This window comes from Vibrio sp. J2-4, from assembly GCF_021728155.1.
Taxonomy (GTDB): Bacteria; Pseudomonadota; Gammaproteobacteria; order Enterobacterales; family Vibrionaceae; genus Vibrio; species Vibrio diabolicus.
Genome location: NZ_JAKKCN010000003.1, coordinates 563,256 through 580,794, shown reverse-complemented (window position 1 = coordinate 580,794; position 17,539 = coordinate 563,256). Strand labels below are relative to the sequence as shown.

The 17,539-nt window shown below is 45.2% G+C and carries 15 protein-coding genes; 9 read left to right on the top strand and 6 right to left on the bottom strand.

All coding sequences use genetic code 11. The features are described 5' to 3' along the window. Positions 1 to 113: 113 nt before the first annotated feature. Both L3V32_RS12795 and L3V32_RS12790 read right to left on the bottom strand, forming a co-directional pair. Entirely contained in the window at positions 114 to 1,745 is a 1,632-nt protein-coding gene (locus L3V32_RS12795) for an ABC transporter ATP-binding protein (RefSeq protein WP_237284430.1), read from the bottom strand. Positions 1,746 to 1,830: 85 nt separating this feature from the next. Then, a complete protein-coding gene (locus tag L3V32_RS12790; protein WP_237284429.1) occupies positions 1,831 to 2,328 on the bottom strand; it encodes a hypothetical protein in 498 nt (165 codons plus the stop codon). Positions 2,329 to 2,515: 187 nt separating this feature from the next. On the opposite strand from L3V32_RS12790, the gene L3V32_RS12785 reads away from it, so the two are divergent. The 3 genes from L3V32_RS12785 (at position 2,516) to L3V32_RS12775 (ending at position 8,157) form a co-directional block, all read left to right on the top strand. Next, a complete protein-coding gene (locus tag L3V32_RS12785; RefSeq protein WP_237284428.1) occupies positions 2,516 to 4,876 on the top strand; it encodes a Lon protease family protein in 2,361 nt (786 codons plus the stop codon). A 294-nt stretch (positions 4,877 to 5,170) separates the two neighbouring features. Further along, on the top strand, positions 5,171 to 6,799 hold the full coding sequence (locus L3V32_RS12780) for a methyl-accepting chemotaxis protein (RefSeq protein WP_237284427.1): 1,629 nt from the start codon (positions 5,171 to 5,173) through the stop codon (positions 6,797 to 6,799). A gap of 398 nt (positions 6,800 to 7,197) precedes the next feature. Continuing rightward, positions 7,198 to 8,157, top strand: a complete 960-nt coding sequence (locus L3V32_RS12775; protein ID WP_005394882.1) for a porin — start codon at positions 7,198 to 7,200, stop codon at positions 8,155 to 8,157. 122 nt (positions 8,158 to 8,279) lie between these two features. On the opposite strand, the gene L3V32_RS12770 is transcribed toward L3V32_RS12775, so the two are convergent. Next, positions 8,280 to 9,026, bottom strand: coding sequence for a flagellar brake protein (locus L3V32_RS12770; RefSeq protein WP_043884593.1), 747 nt, complete (start codon positions 9,024 to 9,026; stop codon positions 8,280 to 8,282). A 127-nt stretch (positions 9,027 to 9,153) separates the two neighbouring features. Here L3V32_RS12770 and L3V32_RS12765 point away from each other — a divergent pair, with 127 nt between their 5' ends. After that, positions 9,154 to 9,429: a GNAT family N-acetyltransferase gene (locus L3V32_RS12765; RefSeq protein WP_006741945.1), complete on the top strand. Its 276-nt coding sequence runs from the start codon at positions 9,154 to 9,156 to the stop codon at positions 9,427 to 9,429. 2 nt (positions 9,430 to 9,431) lie between these two features. Beyond that, the gene (locus L3V32_RS12760) at positions 9,432 to 10,406 is read left to right on the top strand and encodes a phosphotransferase (protein WP_374269803.1); all 975 of its coding nucleotides are present in this window, start codon (positions 9,432 to 9,434) and stop codon (positions 10,404 to 10,406) included. A 43-nt stretch (positions 10,407 to 10,449) separates the two neighbouring features. Here the strand turns inward: L3V32_RS12760 and L3V32_RS12755 are convergent, their stop codons facing one another. Further along, complete coding sequence (locus L3V32_RS12755; protein WP_164665886.1) at positions 10,450 to 10,950, bottom strand: GNAT family N-acetyltransferase; 501 nt, start codon at positions 10,948 to 10,950, stop codon at positions 10,450 to 10,452. 395 nt (positions 10,951 to 11,345) lie between these two features. On the opposite strand from L3V32_RS12755, the gene napG reads away from it, so the two are divergent. The 4 genes from napG (at position 11,346) to L3V32_RS12735 (ending at position 14,839) form a co-directional block, all read left to right on the top strand. Beyond that, entirely contained in the window at positions 11,346 to 12,116 is a 771-nt protein-coding gene (gene napG, locus L3V32_RS12750; protein WP_015313573.1) for a ferredoxin-type protein NapG, read from the top strand. Further along, positions 12,116 to 12,970: a quinol dehydrogenase ferredoxin subunit NapH gene (gene napH / locus L3V32_RS12745; RefSeq protein ID WP_237284426.1), complete on the top strand. Its 855-nt coding sequence runs from the start codon at positions 12,116 to 12,118 to the stop codon at positions 12,968 to 12,970. The genes napG and napH overlap by 1 nt, the downstream gene beginning before the upstream one ends. Positions 12,971 to 13,174: 204 nt before the next feature. Then, complete coding sequence (locus L3V32_RS12740; protein ID WP_005394895.1) at positions 13,175 to 14,356, top strand: MFS transporter; 1,182 nt, start codon at positions 13,175 to 13,177, stop codon at positions 14,354 to 14,356. A gap of 171 nt (positions 14,357 to 14,527) precedes the next feature. Then, positions 14,528 to 14,839, top strand: coding sequence for a YrhK family protein (locus tag L3V32_RS12735; protein WP_043884592.1), 312 nt, complete (start codon positions 14,528 to 14,530; stop codon positions 14,837 to 14,839). A 124-nt stretch (positions 14,840 to 14,963) separates the two neighbouring features. On the opposite strand, the gene L3V32_RS12730 is transcribed toward L3V32_RS12735, so the two are convergent. Together L3V32_RS12730 and L3V32_RS12725 are read right to left on the bottom strand one after the other, a co-directional pair. Then, a complete protein-coding gene (locus L3V32_RS12730; RefSeq protein ID WP_237284425.1) occupies positions 14,964 to 15,803 on the bottom strand; it encodes an energy-coupling factor transporter transmembrane protein EcfT in 840 nt (279 codons plus the stop codon). Then, positions 15,800 to 17,539: an ABC transporter ATP-binding protein gene (locus L3V32_RS12725; RefSeq protein WP_237284424.1), complete on the bottom strand. Its 1,740-nt coding sequence runs from the start codon at positions 17,537 to 17,539 to the stop codon at positions 15,800 to 15,802. The genes L3V32_RS12730 and L3V32_RS12725 overlap by 4 nt, the downstream gene beginning before the upstream one ends.

Here is a 17,539-nt window from a genome sequence, read left to right as displayed (position 1 = left end):
TGAACCAACCAGTCTCGGCGGCCAAACCGAAAGGCAGCTACGCCATTCTTAAGACAAGATGAAATCATCACCTTTTCTTAATCCTAGTTTATGAATATGAAACTGTGATGAACCTAAGCCGCACTGTGCTGATTTTCACTGTTTTCAAGATCAAATGAGGCATCTATCAGCTTTTTCGTGTAGTCATTTTTAGGGTTTTGGAAAATATTTTCGGCTGTACCTTGCTCCATGACCTCGCCTTTTTGCATGACAAGAACACGGTCAGAAAGAGCTTTGACGACTGATAGATCGTGGCTAATAAACAAGTAGCCAATGTTATGCTTTTTCTGTAAATCTTTCAGGAGATCAATCACAGTCAGTTGAACCGAGCGGTCCAATGCAGAGGTCGGCTCATCAAGCAAAATAAACGAAGGTTCAAGGATCAGTGCTCGCGCGATAGCAATACGCTGACGCTGGCCTCCCGAAAACTCGTGCGGATAACGGTTGATGGACGCGGGATCTAAGCGAACCTCTCGAAGCACGTCGCGTGCTTTCTGCATACGTTCTTTTTTACTCAACATTGGCTGGTGGACAGTTAATCCTTCAGTGATGATCTCGCCGATAGTCATACGAGGAGAAAGCGAACCATAAGGGTCTTGGAACACCATCTGAACGTCTTTTTTCAGCTCAAAACGTTCTTTGTTTGTCAGCAAAGCCATATCTTGGCCTTTGTATTCGATTTTACCTGTGGATGGCAGGAGGCCTATCAGTGCGCGGCCGAGGGTAGACTTGCCTGAACCGGATTCCCCAACAATCCCGAGTGTTTCTCCTTGTTTGAGCTCAAGAGAAATGCCTTTTACGGCTTCGAAGTACTCATTTTTACTGGCAATAAAATGCGACTTTATCAAGAATTTGACTCGTATATCGTCAGCTTTTAATAGTTGTGTAGCACTCTCGCTAATAGGGTCCTTACTGCCTTTTGGAATAGAGTTGATCAGCATACGTGTGTATTCGTGCTTTGGGTCTTCGAAGAGTGTTTGCGTTTCGCCTTCTTCGACGACTTCCCCTTTACACATCACAATGACACGGTCGGCAAAGTGTTTTACAACGCCTAAATCATGAGTAATAAAAAGTATCGCCATGCCCATCTGAGCCTGAATTTCTTTAATCAGGTGCAGCACTTCTGCTTGAACCGTGACATCTAACGCGGTGGTTGGTTCGTCGGCAATTAAAATATCGGGTTCGTTAATCAGTGCCATTGCAATCATGATGCGTTGCAACTGACCGCCAGAAAACTCGTGCGGATATTTGCTGTACGCTTTCTCTGGCTCTGGCATGTGAACCAGTTCAAACAGCTCTAACACTCTCGCTTTGGCTTTCCGTCTATCCACTGGACGGTGGCACATGATGGCCTCAGCGACTTGGATCCCCACCCGCATGTATGGATTCAATGAGGTCATCGGCTCCTGAAAAATCATACCGATACGATCACCGCGAATGCTTTGCATTTCACGCTCCGTTTTATCCAAGATGGAGCTACCCTCAAACATGATGGATGAGTTCGTATGCAAAATAGCGTTGTCTGGCAATAGTTTCATCAGTGCATTGGTTGATACTGACTTGCCAGACCCAGACTCGCCAACGATGGAAAGCGTCTCGCCTGCTTTTAAATCGAAGCTAACATTCTTTACTGCATCGACGATCCCATCGTTTGTCGTAAAGCTGACCGATAGGTTATTCACCGAAAGAATGGTTTTAGAAGACATCACAGATCCTTGTGGTTGGTAAAGCAAATGATACTCAAGCAATGGACAGCACAAACCTAGCTGGCCTCAATGCTTGGATTCTAGATTAATTATAAAAGTGAGAAGGCGAAGACTTTGCCGAACTCATCGCTTGCAAATGCAAAAACTGCTCATGTGCGCGCGTCACATGGTCTAGCTCAATCATCCATTGAGCATTACGTTGAGCGGAGCAAAATGCCGCCATATGAGCTAACAAGTCTTCACTTTGTTGACCAAGTAAATGACCCACACGCTCAATAAGTTCATGATTCTCTAGTTGCAAGAATTGGAATAGTGCGTACGTTTGATTGAGTGTTGAAAAAGCATCGTGCTGTAATCCGAGTTTGTTGAGAATCTCCGATTGTGCGACGCACGTATCTCTCAGCCCGGTGATAAGACAGACAAACTGACAAGGTTTGGTTTGAGCATTTTCGAGCGCCGAATGAATGTGGTTGGGTAGATTGCTGAGTACATCGTCGTATAAACGATGTGCCTCGGGCCAGTGGCCTTGTTCCATCAGTTGCTCTGCTTTCAAGTAGCGCATCCAGCATTGCTCAATATTCATGTCCATCTCCACAAGAGTTGATTTGTTTTGATATTAAATGAAATTGATTATCAATTGCAAGTGCGTATTGATATCACTTTTATGCTCATAAAATGTCCAATCAAACTAGGGTGGAAGGTAAATCACTTAAAATTAAGCAAATAATCTCTACACTCAAATGACGAAAATAAGAAAAAAGGAAGTGGATATGGCAATACTAAGATTGGAAGCTAAGCAGCTATATTCTGTAGCAGATCTAGAGAATATGCCATGTAAGTCGACCAAGGAGTTACCTCCAATTGATGAGATTGTGGGCCAAGAGCGCGCGCAAAAAGCGGTCGAGTTTGCGATGTCCATCAAAGAGAAAGGGTATAACATCTACGCCATTGGTCAGAATGGGCTAGGTAAACGCACCATGATCCTGCGCTATCTGAATCGTCACCAGCACGATGCAGCAGCCTTGTTTGATTGGTGTTACGTTGCGAACTTTGAAGATACCCGTACACCCAAGGTATTAAAGCTGCCTTGTGGTATCGGGAATAAGTTACGTGTTGATATTGAAGCCTTAATGGGCAAGCTACTGAATGCTTTACCCCTAGCGTTCGACAATGAGATGTACTTTAGCCGAGCTGAACGATTAAAAAATCAATTGGCAGCGAAGCAACAAAACGAGCTGGACCGCATTAGCCGAGAGGCAAAAGAGAAAGGCATTAGCTTGACGCTTACCACACAAGGTGATTATCAGTTTGTCGCCATGAATGGTGACGAGCTTCATACGGAAGAGTCTTTTGATGCACTAAGTAAGAAAGAGCAAGAGCAGTTCAGCGATGCCATTGATGAACTCGAAGTACGATTACGTTCGATGGTCCGTGAACTCACAGAGTGGGAAGAGACGTACAGCGACAAAATCAAAAAGCTTAATGATGAAGTGACGCTCGATGTGATTACTCACTTCATTAAAAAGCTCAAAGTGGATTACGCGGAATATTCTGAAATCAAAACGTACTTAACTGAGCTGCAAAAAGATATTGTTGAAAACGCAGATATCTTCCTTGATCAAAGTGGTGAGCAAGGCGAAATTGCAACGGCGTCGTTGGATAAAAAATTGCCACGTCGTTATAAAGTGAACGTCTTGGTAAGCCGTAACAGCAGCGACTTTCCTATCGTTGTTGAAGAAAACCCCAATTACCATTCGCTCTTCGGTTCGATTGAGACAGCCACTTTCAAGGGAACCGTGTTTACCGACTTTTCGCTGATTCGTGCGGGGAGTTTGCATAAGGCGAATGGCGGCGTTCTGTTAATGGATGCACAGAAAGTGCTTGAACAGCCTTACGTTTGGGATGGTTTGAAGCGCGCACTGCGTGCTCGTCAATTGAGCTTTACCTCCCTAGAAAAAGAAGTGACATTGACAGGGGCGGTATCACTCGATCCCGAGCCTATCCCGCTCGACATTAAAATCATTCTGTTTGGTGACTACCGAACTTATCAATTGCTACAGCATTACGATCCAGAGTTCAGTGAATTGTTCCGAGTGACAGCAGATTTTGAAGATGAGATGAAGCGAACGCCAGAGTCGGAACTGCACTATGCGCGCTTTATTTCTAGCGTCGTGAACGATAACAACATGCTGCACTGTGATAGAAAGTCCATGGGACGGATTATCGAATACAGTTCACGCTTGTCTGGTGATCAAACCAAGCTATCACTCCACTCTGCCAATATTGCGAATTTATTACGTGAGTCAAACTACGTTGCTCGTCAAGCCAGCTCCAACATGATCCGTATCGGTCATGTGGAGGAGGCACTCAAGAACCAAGAAATGCGAGTGAGCCGATTACGCGACAACGTGATGGAAACGTTTGTTAACGGTACAACCTTGATTCGTACTGAAGGGAAGGCTATCGGTCAAGTGAATGCCCTCTCGGTATTAAGCACCAGCGACTACATGTTTGGCGCGCCGAATCGCATCACCGCGACGACGTGTTACGGCGATGGGGATGTTATCGATATCGAACGCAGTGTGGATTTGGGCGGCAGTATTCACTCTAAAGGCGTGATGATTCTATCGGCCTACTTGTCTTCCGTGTTTGGTAAAACGGCGCGAGTACCATTAACCACAACGATTACGTTTGAGCAATCTTATGGTGGTGTCGACGGTGATAGTGCCAGCATGGCTGAGCTATGTGCTGTAGTGTCTGCTTTTTCAAAGCAACCAAACCGACAAGACATTGCGATTACAGGCTCGATGAATCAGTTTGGTGAAGCTCAGCCGATTGGTGGTGTGAACGAAAAAATTGAAGGCTTTTACGATGTGTGTGTGATTAAAGGTCGTCATGAAGGGCAGGGGGTCATTATCCCGCAATCTAACGTTCACAACTTGATGCTCCGTTCCGACATCGTGAAAGCAGTAGAAAAAGGTGAGTTTAATATTTGGGCGATTGATCATGTCACTGAAGCCATCGAGCTGTTCACGGGGAAAGTCGCCGGTGAGCCAACCGATGAAGGCTCTTATCCAATCGATACCATTTTTGGCCTTGCTCAAGCCAAGCTCAATTCGTTGAGAAAATAGCCTAAAACAGCCCTAAATGTGAATGTATCTCATCATAAGTGATCACAATTTATCATAACGACAATATCCCGACACTACTGTCGGGATATTGTCAATAACAGATTGAAAATGGGGACTTTTTGTACTAGACAAAAGTGTGATCGACCTCTAATATTCGCCACTTGTTTATTCGTCTGGGAACTTTCCCGTCGCAAGGAAGCATAGATATTCAAATAACCGAAATGCAGCTTCAGTATTGAGAGTTGCTTGAGTTCGTTTGGATATAGGCATCACGCATACAACTGAGGTCCAGTCATGCAGTTATCACTGAAAAATTTGTCAGTACGAACGCAAATTTTGGTTCCGGTATTATTTACCGCGATTGTTTTGTTTATTGCTTTGTGGATTACTAAAAACAATCTTCAAGCTGAGCAAGATGTTATTGCTTCCAACCAAGAGTCTTTGGTTTTCCATAAAGACACTTTGGCGCGTATTGACGATGAAATTTATCCACTTCGTATTACAGCGGTTTACGCTATCTACGACGCTGCCCGTCGTGAAAATTTTCTTAATGAATTGAAAGAAGGCTTAAAGCAGGTTGAGGCTGATTTAAGTGCGATTGAAGCTCGTAATCTGTTTCGTGAAGATGCGATTAAAGTTCGCCAAGCGATCGAAGCCTATGTTCGATATTCAGAGCGCTCAGTGGCTTTCTTTAACCAGTACGATCAAGGCTTGAAATCGGACAGTGAGTACCGTGCATTCATTAAAGAGTACCGTAATGTTGGCCGAGAAATGGTTCAACAAATCAATACTCTGTCGAAGCATGTGAATGACCAAGCAGAGCAGTCAACCATAAGAAGCCATCAACAGAATGAGCGTGTACAAAACAACGCTATGCTGACAGTTCTTGCGGTATTTGCGTTCTCATTGGTGGGGGCGTGGATCTTATCAGGCATGATTGTTACGCCTATTCAAAAACTTCAAGAAGTGATGCGTCAGTTGGCAATGGGCAACTTATCAGTTCGCGCAGATGTAGATGGTGATAACGAAATTGCGAAGCTGAGCAAAGATGTTAACCAAACAGCAGAACAGCTTTATAACACGGTCGACCAGCTAACTCGTATTAGTGAAGAGGTTGCCTCGGCATCGACTGAGCTTGCCGCAGTAATGACGCAAGCAGAAGCGAATGCTCAGCTAGAGCTAGCTGAGATCGAACAAGTTGCATCGGCTGTTAATGAACTTGCTAGCACGGCAAACAACGTGAGCGATAACGCAACGTCTGCGGATTCGACAGCTCGCGAAGCTGATGGTCTTGCGCAATCAGGTCTGGCTATCTTCCAAGAGAGCGCAGAAGCAAGCGCACAGATGTCTCAGGCATTGAACGATGCAGCGCAAGTCGTACTGCGTTTAAAAGAGCAGTCGGTTCAGATCAACGACGTTATTGAAGTGATTCGCGGTGTCTCTGAGCAGACCAACTTACTCGCATTGAACGCTGCGATTGAAGCAGCGCGTGCTGGTGAGTCTGGTCGTGGTTTTGCGGTTGTTGCGGATGAAGTACGTATGCTCGCGGCACGCACGCAAGACTCGACTCAAGAGATCCAAACGATTATTGAAGAACTTCAAGCGCAGTCTGGGCTTGCGAATGACAGCATGCAAGTCAGCCTTGATATGCTCAGTCGTAACAACGAACTGACGCAACAAGCGAATGAGGCATTGGTTGGTATTACCGAGTCGGTAGCCAACATTAACGATTCAAACACGCAAGTGGCAACCGCAGCCGAAGAGCAGTCTCAAGTCACTCAAGACATCAACCGTAACGTGGTTAACATGTCTGAACTGGTTAACCAGAATGTGGCGGGTATCAGTCAAAGCGCAAGCGCGAGCACTGAGCTTTCATTACTTGCAGAGAAGCAGAAAGAGCAATTGAGCTTCTTTAAGCTTTAATTCGCTATTCGCCTAACAAAATGTATAAATCCCTGAGCTATTGCTTGGGGATTTTTTTGTTTGTGAGAAACTAATTTAAAATCAGGAAGTCTATCTAAAACAGTCATTTAGTGAAAATATTTTGCGAGCAAAATCACATATAATGAGATTGTTTTTACATTTTTTGCGTCAATTTTTTTTTGACGCGAACGATTTTTTTACCTCAACCGATAACTTGATGGTTGAGAGGTATTCATATCGTCATTTTACTTGGTGTTTTCTTCTATAAGTGCTGTTTATTCAACGCGTTGCGTGAAAAATAACAGCTGCTACTATGCCGCCAGTTTTCTCGTTGGTACAGAAAAGTCCTGTTTTTCTGGTGAGAAAATACATATAAAACAATGATATGGAAAATAACAATGAAATTAAAAACTTTAGCTGTAGCAGTGGCGCTAATGGCATCAGGATCTCAAGTTGTCGCTTCAGAACTATACAACCAAGATGGCACTTCTCTTGAGATGGGCGGCCGCGCTGAAGCGCGTCTTTCTATGATGGATGGTAAGGCAAAAGACCGTACTCGCATCCGTCTTAACTTCCTAGGCAAACAGGAAATCAATGAAAACCTATACGGTGTTGGTTTTTGGGAAGGTGAGTTCGAAACAAAAGAAGAAGGTGCCGTAGATAACAACAGTGATCTTGAAACTCGTTACGCTTACGCAGGCCTAGGCGGTAAATACGGTGAAGTAACTTACGGTAAAAACGACGGTGCATTATTCGTTCTTACTGATTTTACCGATATTATGGCTTACCACGGTAACACTGCAGCACTTAAACTGCCTGTATCTGACCGTACAGACAACATGCTGTCTTACAAAGGCCAATTCGAGCAACTAGCTGTACGTGCTAGCTACCGCTTTGCTGATCGCACAACAGATGCAAAAGGTTTTACAGACAACGAGGAAGATGGCTTCTCTCTATCTGGTATCTACGCATTTGCTAATACTGGTATTGAACTAGGTGCTGGTTATGCAGACCAAAACGATAGTGATGAGTTCATGCTTGCTGCTGCATACTCTGTAGGTGATTTCTACTTCGCTGGTAACTACACAGGCGCAGACGTGGATGTTGCAGGTGAGTCTGCGGATTACAAAGGCTACGAACTAGCTGCATCATACACTATGGGCCAAACTGTATTTACTTCTACGTTCAACAAAGGTGAGCTAGAAGATGCTGATACTGTAGAAAACCTAGCTGTTGATGTTACTTACTACTTCAAGCCTAACTTCCGTGGCTACGCATCATACAACTTCGATCTAATGGATAACGAAGGTGCTGATGAAAAAGATGAGCTAGCGCTAGGTCTACGTTACGACTTCTAAGTCGAAACTGTTATCTAAGATTCTGCCTTATTCTTAGTAAACAAAACCCCTTACTTTACAGTAAGGGGTTTCTTGTTTTCCGGGTATCAAAACTGGCCGATGCTTGGTGCTCGTTATCAAAGCTACCTTTTTAGTGTGAGTTTAGTCCCATCAAATTTTAGGTGACTCAGGAGACTTTTAGCGTTGGTTTTACCAACCTCATCAAACTCCATTCCATAGCGAGCATGGTGTGTCGATTTTTGTAAGTTACAAATACGACCTCGCAATGGCGCGAGCATGTGGCTTTCACCGGGCATGGTTAGGTCCAATGAAACGCGATCACCAACCTGAAGTGGTCGGCTCATTGGTGATGTCACAAAGCGGCACCCACTACGAGATAAATCTCTTATCTCGCATTCAGTTCGATAGGCTTCTAAACAAACGCGCGCCCTCAAATTCACTTCGTAACGTACTTCTTTACGAAGCTGAAAGACCTGCATGGTGTTAGGTAGACTTAGCACTAAAATTGGATACGGGTCGCCGAGTCGGTGCTGCAATTGCGCCCGAAATGGAATGACAGCACCTTCCCCTCGATGAGAGTACGCTTTTACATTGATCCAAAAGCCTTCTTGAAAATAGAATTTCAAGTCCTCATCGGAGATGTTCGGAACCTCTATCAATGCGGTATTATTTGAGTGACAGCCGACAAATGTGCTGGTTGTAATAAACTTGGTACCAACAGGTGTCGTGACGTTTAAACTTACTTCACTGCCATGTTCGACCATTGCCATTGCATCGGTGCTATTTAGTGTACTTGCCTGACGTTCGGGTGCCTTCTTGCTTTGCAGAGGTAGTTTGCCGTCTCTGGCAATAGGGCTCATATTTCTCATTATTATTGTCGTACCTGATTTGAGAAGGTAATGGCGTGAAGTGACAGAGCACTTCCGCATGGTGTTGATTCTATTCAGTGATATAGTTTGATTCAATCAATCCGTAACAAAAATTAGAGAGCAAGATATGCATAAAGTAACTCATGAAGTTGAAAACAACACATTTTGGGTTGATTTAGAACAAGGTTATAAAGCCAAGGTGGTTTATCAGCTTGAGAATAATGTCATGCACATCACATCAACCGTAGTTCCTGAAGCATTACGAGGTAAAGGGTACGGAAAAGTGATGATGGAAGCGGTATTGCCAGAAATTGAGGCACTCGGTTACCAAATCAAACCAGTCTGTCCATATGTCATTCATTATATGGAGAAAAACCAAGCGTGGTCACATCTGCTTGCATGATGATGAACGACAACCACCAACGTTACCAAAGCATTGGCCAGGAGCTAAAGCTTGGGAATTATCAATCGGTAGAAGTCATACAATCGCTATGGGGAGGCTATGGTGAGTTAGTCCGAGTTAATTATTCAACTTGTTCGGTGATCATTAAGCATGTAAAACTCCCTAAGCCTTCAGAGCACCCAAGAGGTTGGAATACGGACCGCTCTCACCAAAGAAAGCTGCACTCTTATCAGGTGGAAGTGAATTGGTATACGCATTTTTCCAGAGAGGTGAGCACTCGCTGCCGAGTACCACAAGGTCTAAAAACATTCCAATCGGAGAATGAATGGCTAATTGTGATGGAAGACCTCGTCGAGGCGGGCTTTCCAAAAGTCATCACCGATGCAAAGCTAGAGCATCTACGAGCCTGCCTTGCTTGGTTGGCGAACTTTCATGCGCGTTACATCGGTGTTCGCTCGGATAAGCTGTGGCATATCGGCACGTATTGGCACTTGGCAACCAGACCTGATGAGCTTGAGGTGCTGCAAGACACCGAGCTAAAAAATGCCGCTCAATTAATTGATCAAACGCTTTCGCAAGCCAAGTTCAAGACGCTTGTACACGGTGATGCCAAATTGGCTAACTTCTGTTTTGATCGAGAAGAATCAAGCGTTGCTGCGGTCGACTTTCAATACGTTGGACATGGCTGTGCGATGAAAGACGTAGCACTGTTCATGAGCAGCGCCGTCAAGCCAGAACGTTGTGCAGAGATGGAAGTTTGGGTCTTGGACACGTATTTTGCTCAGTTGCAACAGGCGTTAATGGTTTATCAGCCGAATCTCGACCCCAATGAAGTCGAGCGCGAATGGCGTCCTTTGTTTGCGGTTGCGTGGGCTGACTTTCAACGATTTGTGAAAGGTTGGAGCCCCGATCACTGGAAGATCAATCCTTACACAGAAGCATTGACTCGCAGAGCGCTGGCTCACTTACGAAAGTGAGTAGAAGTTTAAAAAGAAAAGCCTCCAATTAGGAGGCTTTGATTTACTTTTTACTTGGCCTGATACGTGCCATGTAATAGGTATTGATGAACTCGCCATCTCGGAAGGAGCCATCAATCGCTTCGCCCTCAATTTGAAATCCATGCTTTTTGTACAGGCCAATGGCGGTCTCGTTGTCGGCATTAACTTCTAACTGGATGCGTCTTACATTCAACCAGTTATCCGCCAACTCGATGATGGTTTCGATTAACTTACTTCCCACGCCTAGGCCGTGAAACTGGTCGTGAACGCCAATACCAAACGCGGCCGTGTGCGCCGTTCTTGGACGCTGCGAGTGATGAAAGCCAATGTTACCCACTACTTTACCATCGATTTCAGCGACGTAGCTGTAAACGCCAGCGGGCATATTTGACAATCGTTCTACCCACATTGCGAGCGAAGGTTTTGGGAGTTGCAGGGTTTCACGTTGTGCTTTTGGTTGTGAATAGATTTCTACGAGTGCCGCTGCGTCTTCAACGGTTGTTGGACGTACGATAATTTCCATGCTTCTCTCCTTCGCTTTTTAGTATTAATTTTCAATCTAACCACAGTTCCTTATTTTGGATAGTATTTTTTGAGGTTTGAGAGATAAACACCTTTTAAATTAGGTTGTTATAGCGATGTTTTTCTAAATTTTAGTAGTCATTTATCTTTGAATTTAGCGAATAGATTGCAAAGGTGTTGAATTATTGTACTGAAAATGGCGTGCACGGCAGAGTATCGTGGTGAATTTCACGTTGGAGGAAATAAATGGAATTATTCAAACTGTGACGACGGCACTGTACATCAGTTGACTTGAATCAATTGAGGGTGGAGTTACCTCTTATGAGGTATGGGGAAGAGGTACGTTTAGCGCTATTTATGCTTAACTTGATAAAGGAGTTTCGTTGAGGAAATAGCATGAAATCCTCTCAGTCTAAAACATCGCAAAGTCGGCGTCGATTTTTGCGTGATACTGTCCGAACTGCGGCTGGTGTTGGCGCAGCGGCATGTGTGTTGGGCTTACAATCGCTGCAAAGCCAAGCTCGAGAAACGAAAGGTGTGCCTATTCGCCCACCCGGTGCTTTGCCAGAAGGCGATTTCGAATCAGCCTGTATTCGATGTGGCTTGTGTGTTCAAGCATGCCCTTACGACACATTGAAACTCGCGACATTACTTTCTCCTGTAGCCACTGGTTCTCCTTACTTTACTGCGCGCGATATTCCCTGCGAAATGTGCGAAGACATTCCTTGTGTGGTGGCTTGCCCGAGTGGGGCGCTGGATCCGAAGCTAACCGATATTGATGATGCTCGCATGGGGACAGCGGTTCTTATTGACCATGAAACTTGCCTTAACTGGCAAGGATTACGATGCGACGTTTGTTATCGCGTTTGTCCGCTGATTGATGAAGCCATCACGTTAGAGATGGTTCACAACGACCGAACCGGTTATCACGCCAAACTTATCCCAACAGTGAATTCCGAAGTGTGTACCGGATGCGGTAAGTGCGAACAAGCGTGCGTGTTGGATGTCGCTGCTATTAAAGTCGTCCCGACGGATTTGGCGAAAGGCAAAGTGGGCAGTCACTACAATTTTGGTTGGAAAGAGATCGACAAACCACTCGAAAATATCCTCCCTAGTGAGACGCCTGTACCGGAAGGTGCGCTTGAATCGCTAAAAGGAGGTAAGTAATGGCAAAGAACTTAGCTCAAAATGCTGGCAAAGAAGCGGTAGAAAAGCTTGGTTGGTGGCGCGCGCATCGGTTTCTGGTTTTACGTCGGCTATGTCAGCTCACCATCATTGCGCTGTTTATAGCTGGGCCGACATTAGGGGTTCTAACCGGTAACCTCTCATCGAGTATGTTGCTCGATACGGTCCCTTTAAGTGACCCGTTAATTGTGCTTCAAGCTTTGGCGACAGGCCATATTCCGGAGTTCAATGCGTTGTTAGGCGTAGTGATTGTTGTGGTGTTCTACGCGATTTTAGCACCGCGCGCATTTTGTGCTTGGGTATGCCCGTTGAACATCGTGACGGACTTAGCGGCGTGGCTGCGCCGAAAGTTCAACATTAAAGCGAGCTATCGTTGGTCTCCGGCTATTCGCTATTGGCTGATCCCTGTTTTGATGTTGGGCAGCGCGCTGTCTGGCGCGATTCTTTGGACATGGTTAGATCCAGTGGCGGCACTGCATCGCGGATTGGTGTTTGGTATGGGCGCAGGTTGGGTGTTGATCGCACTGGTGTTCGTACTGGATTTACTCTTAGTTGAGCATGGGTGGTGTGGGCACTTATGTCCACTGGGTGCTACCTATGGTGTGATAGGCCGAAAAAGCCTGTTGCGCGTTACTGCTGTTCGCCGCGAAGATTGCACCAAATGCATGGATTGCTTTTACGTCTGCCCAGAACCTGAGGTGCTTCGACAACCATTGAAAGAGGGAGATCGTCGAGTTATGGAGCAAAACTGCATTAGCTGTGGCCGCTGTTTGGATGTATGTCCAGAACATGTGTTTGAATTTAAGAATCGTCTAACAGTAAAGAATATCGATTAAGTTACTGAGCCTCATCACTGGCGTTTTTACCTATTTCTCTCGATATTTCAACATCGCGCTTAACCAAGGAATTGAGTGCGATGTTTATTTTCATAACAATATCTCTACACCGTATCTGCTTGGCCAGGGTTGAAAATAATAATGATATTGCGAATTTGTTACATTTGAAGCTATGATGATGCCTTCATATTTAAAGGAAACATCATGACTACCTCATCGCAAGGCTGGAGAACGCCGCAAAATTTCCTCCTGTTAATTTCCATTATCGTGCCCATTGCTTTTTCTACCTGGATGGCGTTGTTGAACAACTTCGTTATCGAGAAAGCGAACTTTGATGGCGCTGATATCGGTTTACTTCAAAGTGTTAGAGAAGTACCTGGCTTTCTCGCTTTCACCGCGGTATTCGTTTTACTTTTTATCCGTGAACAACGCTTTATGCTCGTCTCTTTGGCGATGCTTACGCTTGGTACGGCATTAACTGGTTATTTTCCCACTTTATACGGTCTACTTTTTACCACCTTGTTAATGTCCACCGGTTTCCACTACTTTGAAACACTAAAGCAGTCTTTGTCTTTACAATGGCTATCGAAAGAAGAAGCCCCGGAAATGCTGGGTAAATTTATTTCTGTTGGGGCTTTGGCTTCTCTGTTTACCTACGGCGCCATTTGGGTTTCGCTCGAACAGCTCAAACTTGATTTTAAAACGGTCTATCTAATGGCAGGTGGTTTAGGTTTTGTGCTTATTTTGGTGATGGCATTTGCTTTCCCTCAATTTAAAACAAAAGTGCCTCAAAACAAGAAACTCATTCTGCGTAAACGTTACTGGTTGTACTATGCGCTCACGTTTATGAGTGGTGCTCGCCGTCAGATTTTCACGGTTTTCGCTGGCTTCTTGATGGTCGAGAAGTTTGGCTACTCTGCCGCAGACATTACCTTGCTGTTTTTAATCAACTATGTCTTTAACTTCTTGTTTGCGAAGCGAATCGGCCGCTTCATCGGCGTTGTTGGTGAGCGTAAAGCGCTGATGTTTGAGTACGTCGGTTTGATCTTCGTATTCGTCGGTTATGGTTTGGTGCAAACCGCGGAGTGGGCTGCTGCATTGTATGTTGTCGACCATTTGTTCTTCGCGCTAGCGCTTGCTATCAAAACCTACTTCCAAAAAATTGCTGATCCTGCCGATATGGCTTCGACCGCTGGGGTTGCGTTTACTATTAACCATATTGCGGCGGTTGTGATACCCGTTACGTTTGGTGTGATTTGGCTGGTTTCTCCTGCTAGCGTATTTTACATCGGTGCAGGTATGGCGGCTGTGAGCTTACTGCTGTCACTCAATATTCCAGCGAAGCCAGAAGAGGGCAATGAGACCCGCTTATTAAAGTGGAGCTAAGTTGGTACTTACTATCTAGTAATAGAAGTTAATTACTGTTAATAGCTTCATTGAATTGGGTGCTTAGGCACCCCTTTCTTTATCTTCATGTTGTTTCCTCTATGGTTGTACATATCTATTGGGTCCGTTAGGGTTTTATACCTAAGTATGTTGAAATTACTCGGGTACAACATGAGTCGAAACACTAAGGAGGGTTTTACAGTGCAGGTACATGGCAGGGAGTTGGATTTAGATCTAGGAAACCGTCACGTCGTTATTCAACGTCGCTATGAGGCGTTAGGTGCTGCCAACGATCTGCTCATAGCTATTTGGTTTTTAATTGGTAGTTTTTTCTTTTTGAATGATTCGTTGATTGAAAGCGGGACTTGGCTGTTCATCGTAGGCAGCGCACAGTTGATCATTAAGCCCCTGATAAAACTGATGAGTTTAGTTCATGTTGGTCGCTTAAATAAGCAACTTTCTGGCACATCAACGAGCCGCTGAGATTACACGCCTATTTTGAGCACCTGCAAGCAAGAGGCTAATGAGCGGGTTATCGAGGGGAAAGAGGGAAACATAACGTGGTCACAACACTAACCACGTTATGTTCAGTTTGAAGCTTTAGAATTTAAAACGGATACCAGAACAGTTGTGTGTCCATAACACGCTTGCTGATCGCAGTAATCACTATCACTGCAATCCCCGCCATGCAGATCATATCGGCTTTGGTCAGGGGTTTTAGGCTGTACCAGGTGCGAGATGAGTGACGGCCAAAACCACGTAGCGTCATCGCGTTTGAGATTTGGTCTGCTCTGTCCAAACTAGAGAAAATCAGAGGGCCAAGAATCTTCGCCACGTTCTTCATACGAGTGAACAACGGAGTCTTCTTACTCAGTTCTACTCCGCGTGCTTGCTGCGCGTGCATGATGTTAACAAAGTCCTTTTTCACTTCCGGCAAGTAGCGCAGCGTTAAGCTCACGGCATAGGCGATTTTGTAAGGCACACCCAAGCGGTTCAAGCTAGCTGAAAACTCCGTCGGGTGAGTGGTAAATACAAACACTAACGCGATTGGGAACATGCTGAAGTATTTCAACGTCACTGTTACTAGGTAAAACAACGTCTCTTGAGTGAGCGAGTAATTACCGGGTAACGAGAGTAAAACCGTTGATGAGCCCATGAACTCAGTACCTTGTTGCGGTGCTAACGCGAACATAAATAGGGCATTGATCAGCAATACCGTGCCTGTACCGAGTAAAAGTGGTTTGTAGACATGAAATGGCACTTTGGTCATTTTCAATAAGCCCAAACCAAGCACGATCAACAGTGCAATGATTCGCAAGTCAAACGTGGTCAACACCACCGTTACCCAAGCAATGAAAAGCAAGAACTTAGTAATGCCATTCAACTTATGAAGTGGCGATTGGGTATCGATGTAGTTGATACCAAACTTCATCTTATTGTCTTTCATGCCACCGCTTTCTCTGGTTGGTTTACTTCGCTGCTTTTTTGTTGGCGGTGCGCTTTTTCTACATTGATAAAATGCTGCATAAAGCCATTGGTGTCTTCGATGCCAACTTTCGTAGCCAACTCAAACAGACTTGTTGTGGTGAGGTTCGCTTGGTCTAGTAGCTCTGGACTGCTGAATACCTGCGTCATTGGTGCATCCGCGACTAATTTACTGTCTGCAATCACGATAGAGCGCGTGGTGTATTCCAGCACTAAATGCATGTCGTGGGAGATGATCATCACGGTTACGCCCAACTCGCGATTGAGCTTTTCGATGAAACTCAGCATAGACGTGTAGTTCCGGTAGTCCTGACCTGCCGTCGGTTCATCAAGGATCAGAAGCTCTGGTTCCAAGACCAAAATTGACGCAATGGTCACGCGCTTTTTCTGGCCGTAGCTCAATGCTTCGATTGGCCAGTGACGGTATTTGCTCAAACCGCACAGCTCAAGGACTTCAAGTACTTTAGCTTCGATCTGTTTCTCTTCAATGCCACGATTACGGAGGCCGAAGGCCACTTCGTCAAAAATCATGTGATGGGAAATCATGTGATTCGGGTTTTGCATCACCACGCCCACTTTCTGGCTGCGCTCGAAGATGGTCAGTTCGTTAAGATCTTGACCATTCATGCTCATTGAGCCGCTATCCGCTTCAATAACGCCCATAATCAGTTTGGTGATGGTCGATTTACCCGAGCCATTTTTGCCAAGTACAGAGACAAACTCGCCACGCTTGATGTCAAAACTCACGTCTTCTAACGCGTTTTTCTCACCGTCGTAAGAATAGGTGAGGCCACGGACTTCAAGCAAAGTCTCGGCTGGCGTTTTAGGTGGTTGTGCTGTTGAACCATCAAACCATGCTTGTACTGCTGGTTTATATTGCTCCAACGGTAAGGTAGTTAAGCTAGAAGGTTTTGCATCGCCCTCAATCGCGCAGCCTGCTTCTTTCAGAGCCGAAATATAAAGCGGTTCGCGGATGCCGTAATCTTCTAGCAGAGGCGACGCTAAAATTTCATCTGGCGTTGTATCGGCAATGATTTCGCCGCTTTCCATCAAGATAATACGGTCAATTGAGCGATGCAGAACGTCCTCAAGACGATGCTCAATGATTACGATGGTTTTGCCTGTTTCGCGGTGTAGCTCATCGATGATCTCGATGGTTTTTTTACCCGTTTTAGGGTCAAGCGCAGCTAGTGGTTCATCAAACAAAAGGATATCGACGTCATCGACGAGAATGCCCGCCAAAGAAACACGCTGTTTCTGCCCGCCAGATAAATCGTGGGGAGAGCGATCTAACATCTGTTCCAAGTCGACCATTTTGGCCGTGGCTTTGACCAAGGGGTACATGTCGATGTTAGAAGTTAGCTGGTTTTCCAGCGCAAATGCGATGTCTTCGCCAATGCTCAAGCCGACAAATTGGCTGTCCGTATCTTGCAGTACGGTGCCAACTTGCTCAGTGTATTGGTGCATGTCGAAAGGGGCGGTGTCTTGACCATTGATGGTCACTGTTCCACTGGTTTCCCCTTTGATTGCGTGTGGGATCAGTCCGTTAAGACATTGCCCAAGGGTAGATTTACCACTACCACTTGGACCGATAATGACGATTTTCTCTCCTTTCTCTATCCTTAGATTGATATTTTTTAGCGTCGGTTTGTCCAGCGACTCATATCTAAAAGAGAAGTTAGAAAATTCGATTGTCAT

Bases quoted from the DNA above. Each gene is read 5' to 3' on its own strand.
- L3V32_RS12795 (WP_237284430.1), bottom strand. From the start codon at position 1,745: ATGTCTTCTAAAACCATTCTTTCGGTGAATAACCTATCGGTCAGCTTT.
- L3V32_RS12790 (WP_237284429.1), bottom strand. From the start codon at position 2,328: ATGAATATTGAGCAATGCTGGATGCGCTACTTGAAAGCAGAGCAACTG.
- L3V32_RS12785 (WP_237284428.1), top strand. From the start codon at position 2,516: ATGGCAATACTAAGATTGGAAGCTAAGCAGCTATATTCTGTAGCAGAT.
- L3V32_RS12780 (WP_237284427.1), top strand. From the start codon at position 5,171: ATGCAGTTATCACTGAAAAATTTGTCAGTACGAACGCAAATTTTGGTT.
- L3V32_RS12775 (WP_005394882.1), top strand. From the start codon at position 7,198: ATGAAATTAAAAACTTTAGCTGTAGCAGTGGCGCTAATGGCATCAGGA.
- L3V32_RS12770 (WP_043884593.1), bottom strand. From the start codon at position 9,026: ATGAGAAATATGAGCCCTATTGCCAGAGACGGCAAACTACCTCTGCAA.
- L3V32_RS12765 (WP_006741945.1), top strand. From the start codon at position 9,154: ATGCATAAAGTAACTCATGAAGTTGAAAACAACACATTTTGGGTTGAT.
- L3V32_RS12760 (WP_374269803.1), top strand. From the start codon at position 9,432: ATGAACGACAACCACCAACGTTACCAAAGCATTGGCCAGGAGCTAAAG.
- L3V32_RS12755 (WP_164665886.1), bottom strand. From the start codon at position 10,950: ATGGAAATTATCGTACGTCCAACAACCGTTGAAGACGCAGCGGCACTC.
- napG (WP_015313573.1), top strand. From the start codon at position 11,346: ATGAAATCCTCTCAGTCTAAAACATCGCAAAGTCGGCGTCGATTTTTG.
- napH (WP_237284426.1), top strand. From the start codon at position 12,116: ATGGCAAAGAACTTAGCTCAAAATGCTGGCAAAGAAGCGGTAGAAAAG.
- L3V32_RS12740 (WP_005394895.1), top strand. From the start codon at position 13,175: ATGACTACCTCATCGCAAGGCTGGAGAACGCCGCAAAATTTCCTCCTG.
- L3V32_RS12735 (WP_043884592.1), top strand. From the start codon at position 14,528: ATGAGTCGAAACACTAAGGAGGGTTTTACAGTGCAGGTACATGGCAGG.
- L3V32_RS12730 (WP_237284425.1), bottom strand. From the start codon at position 15,803: ATGAAAGACAATAAGATGAAGTTTGGTATCAACTACATCGATACCCAA.
- L3V32_RS12725 (WP_237284424.1), bottom strand. From the start codon at position 17,539: ATGACAATCGAATTTTCTAACTTCTCTTTTAGATATGAGTCGCTGGAC.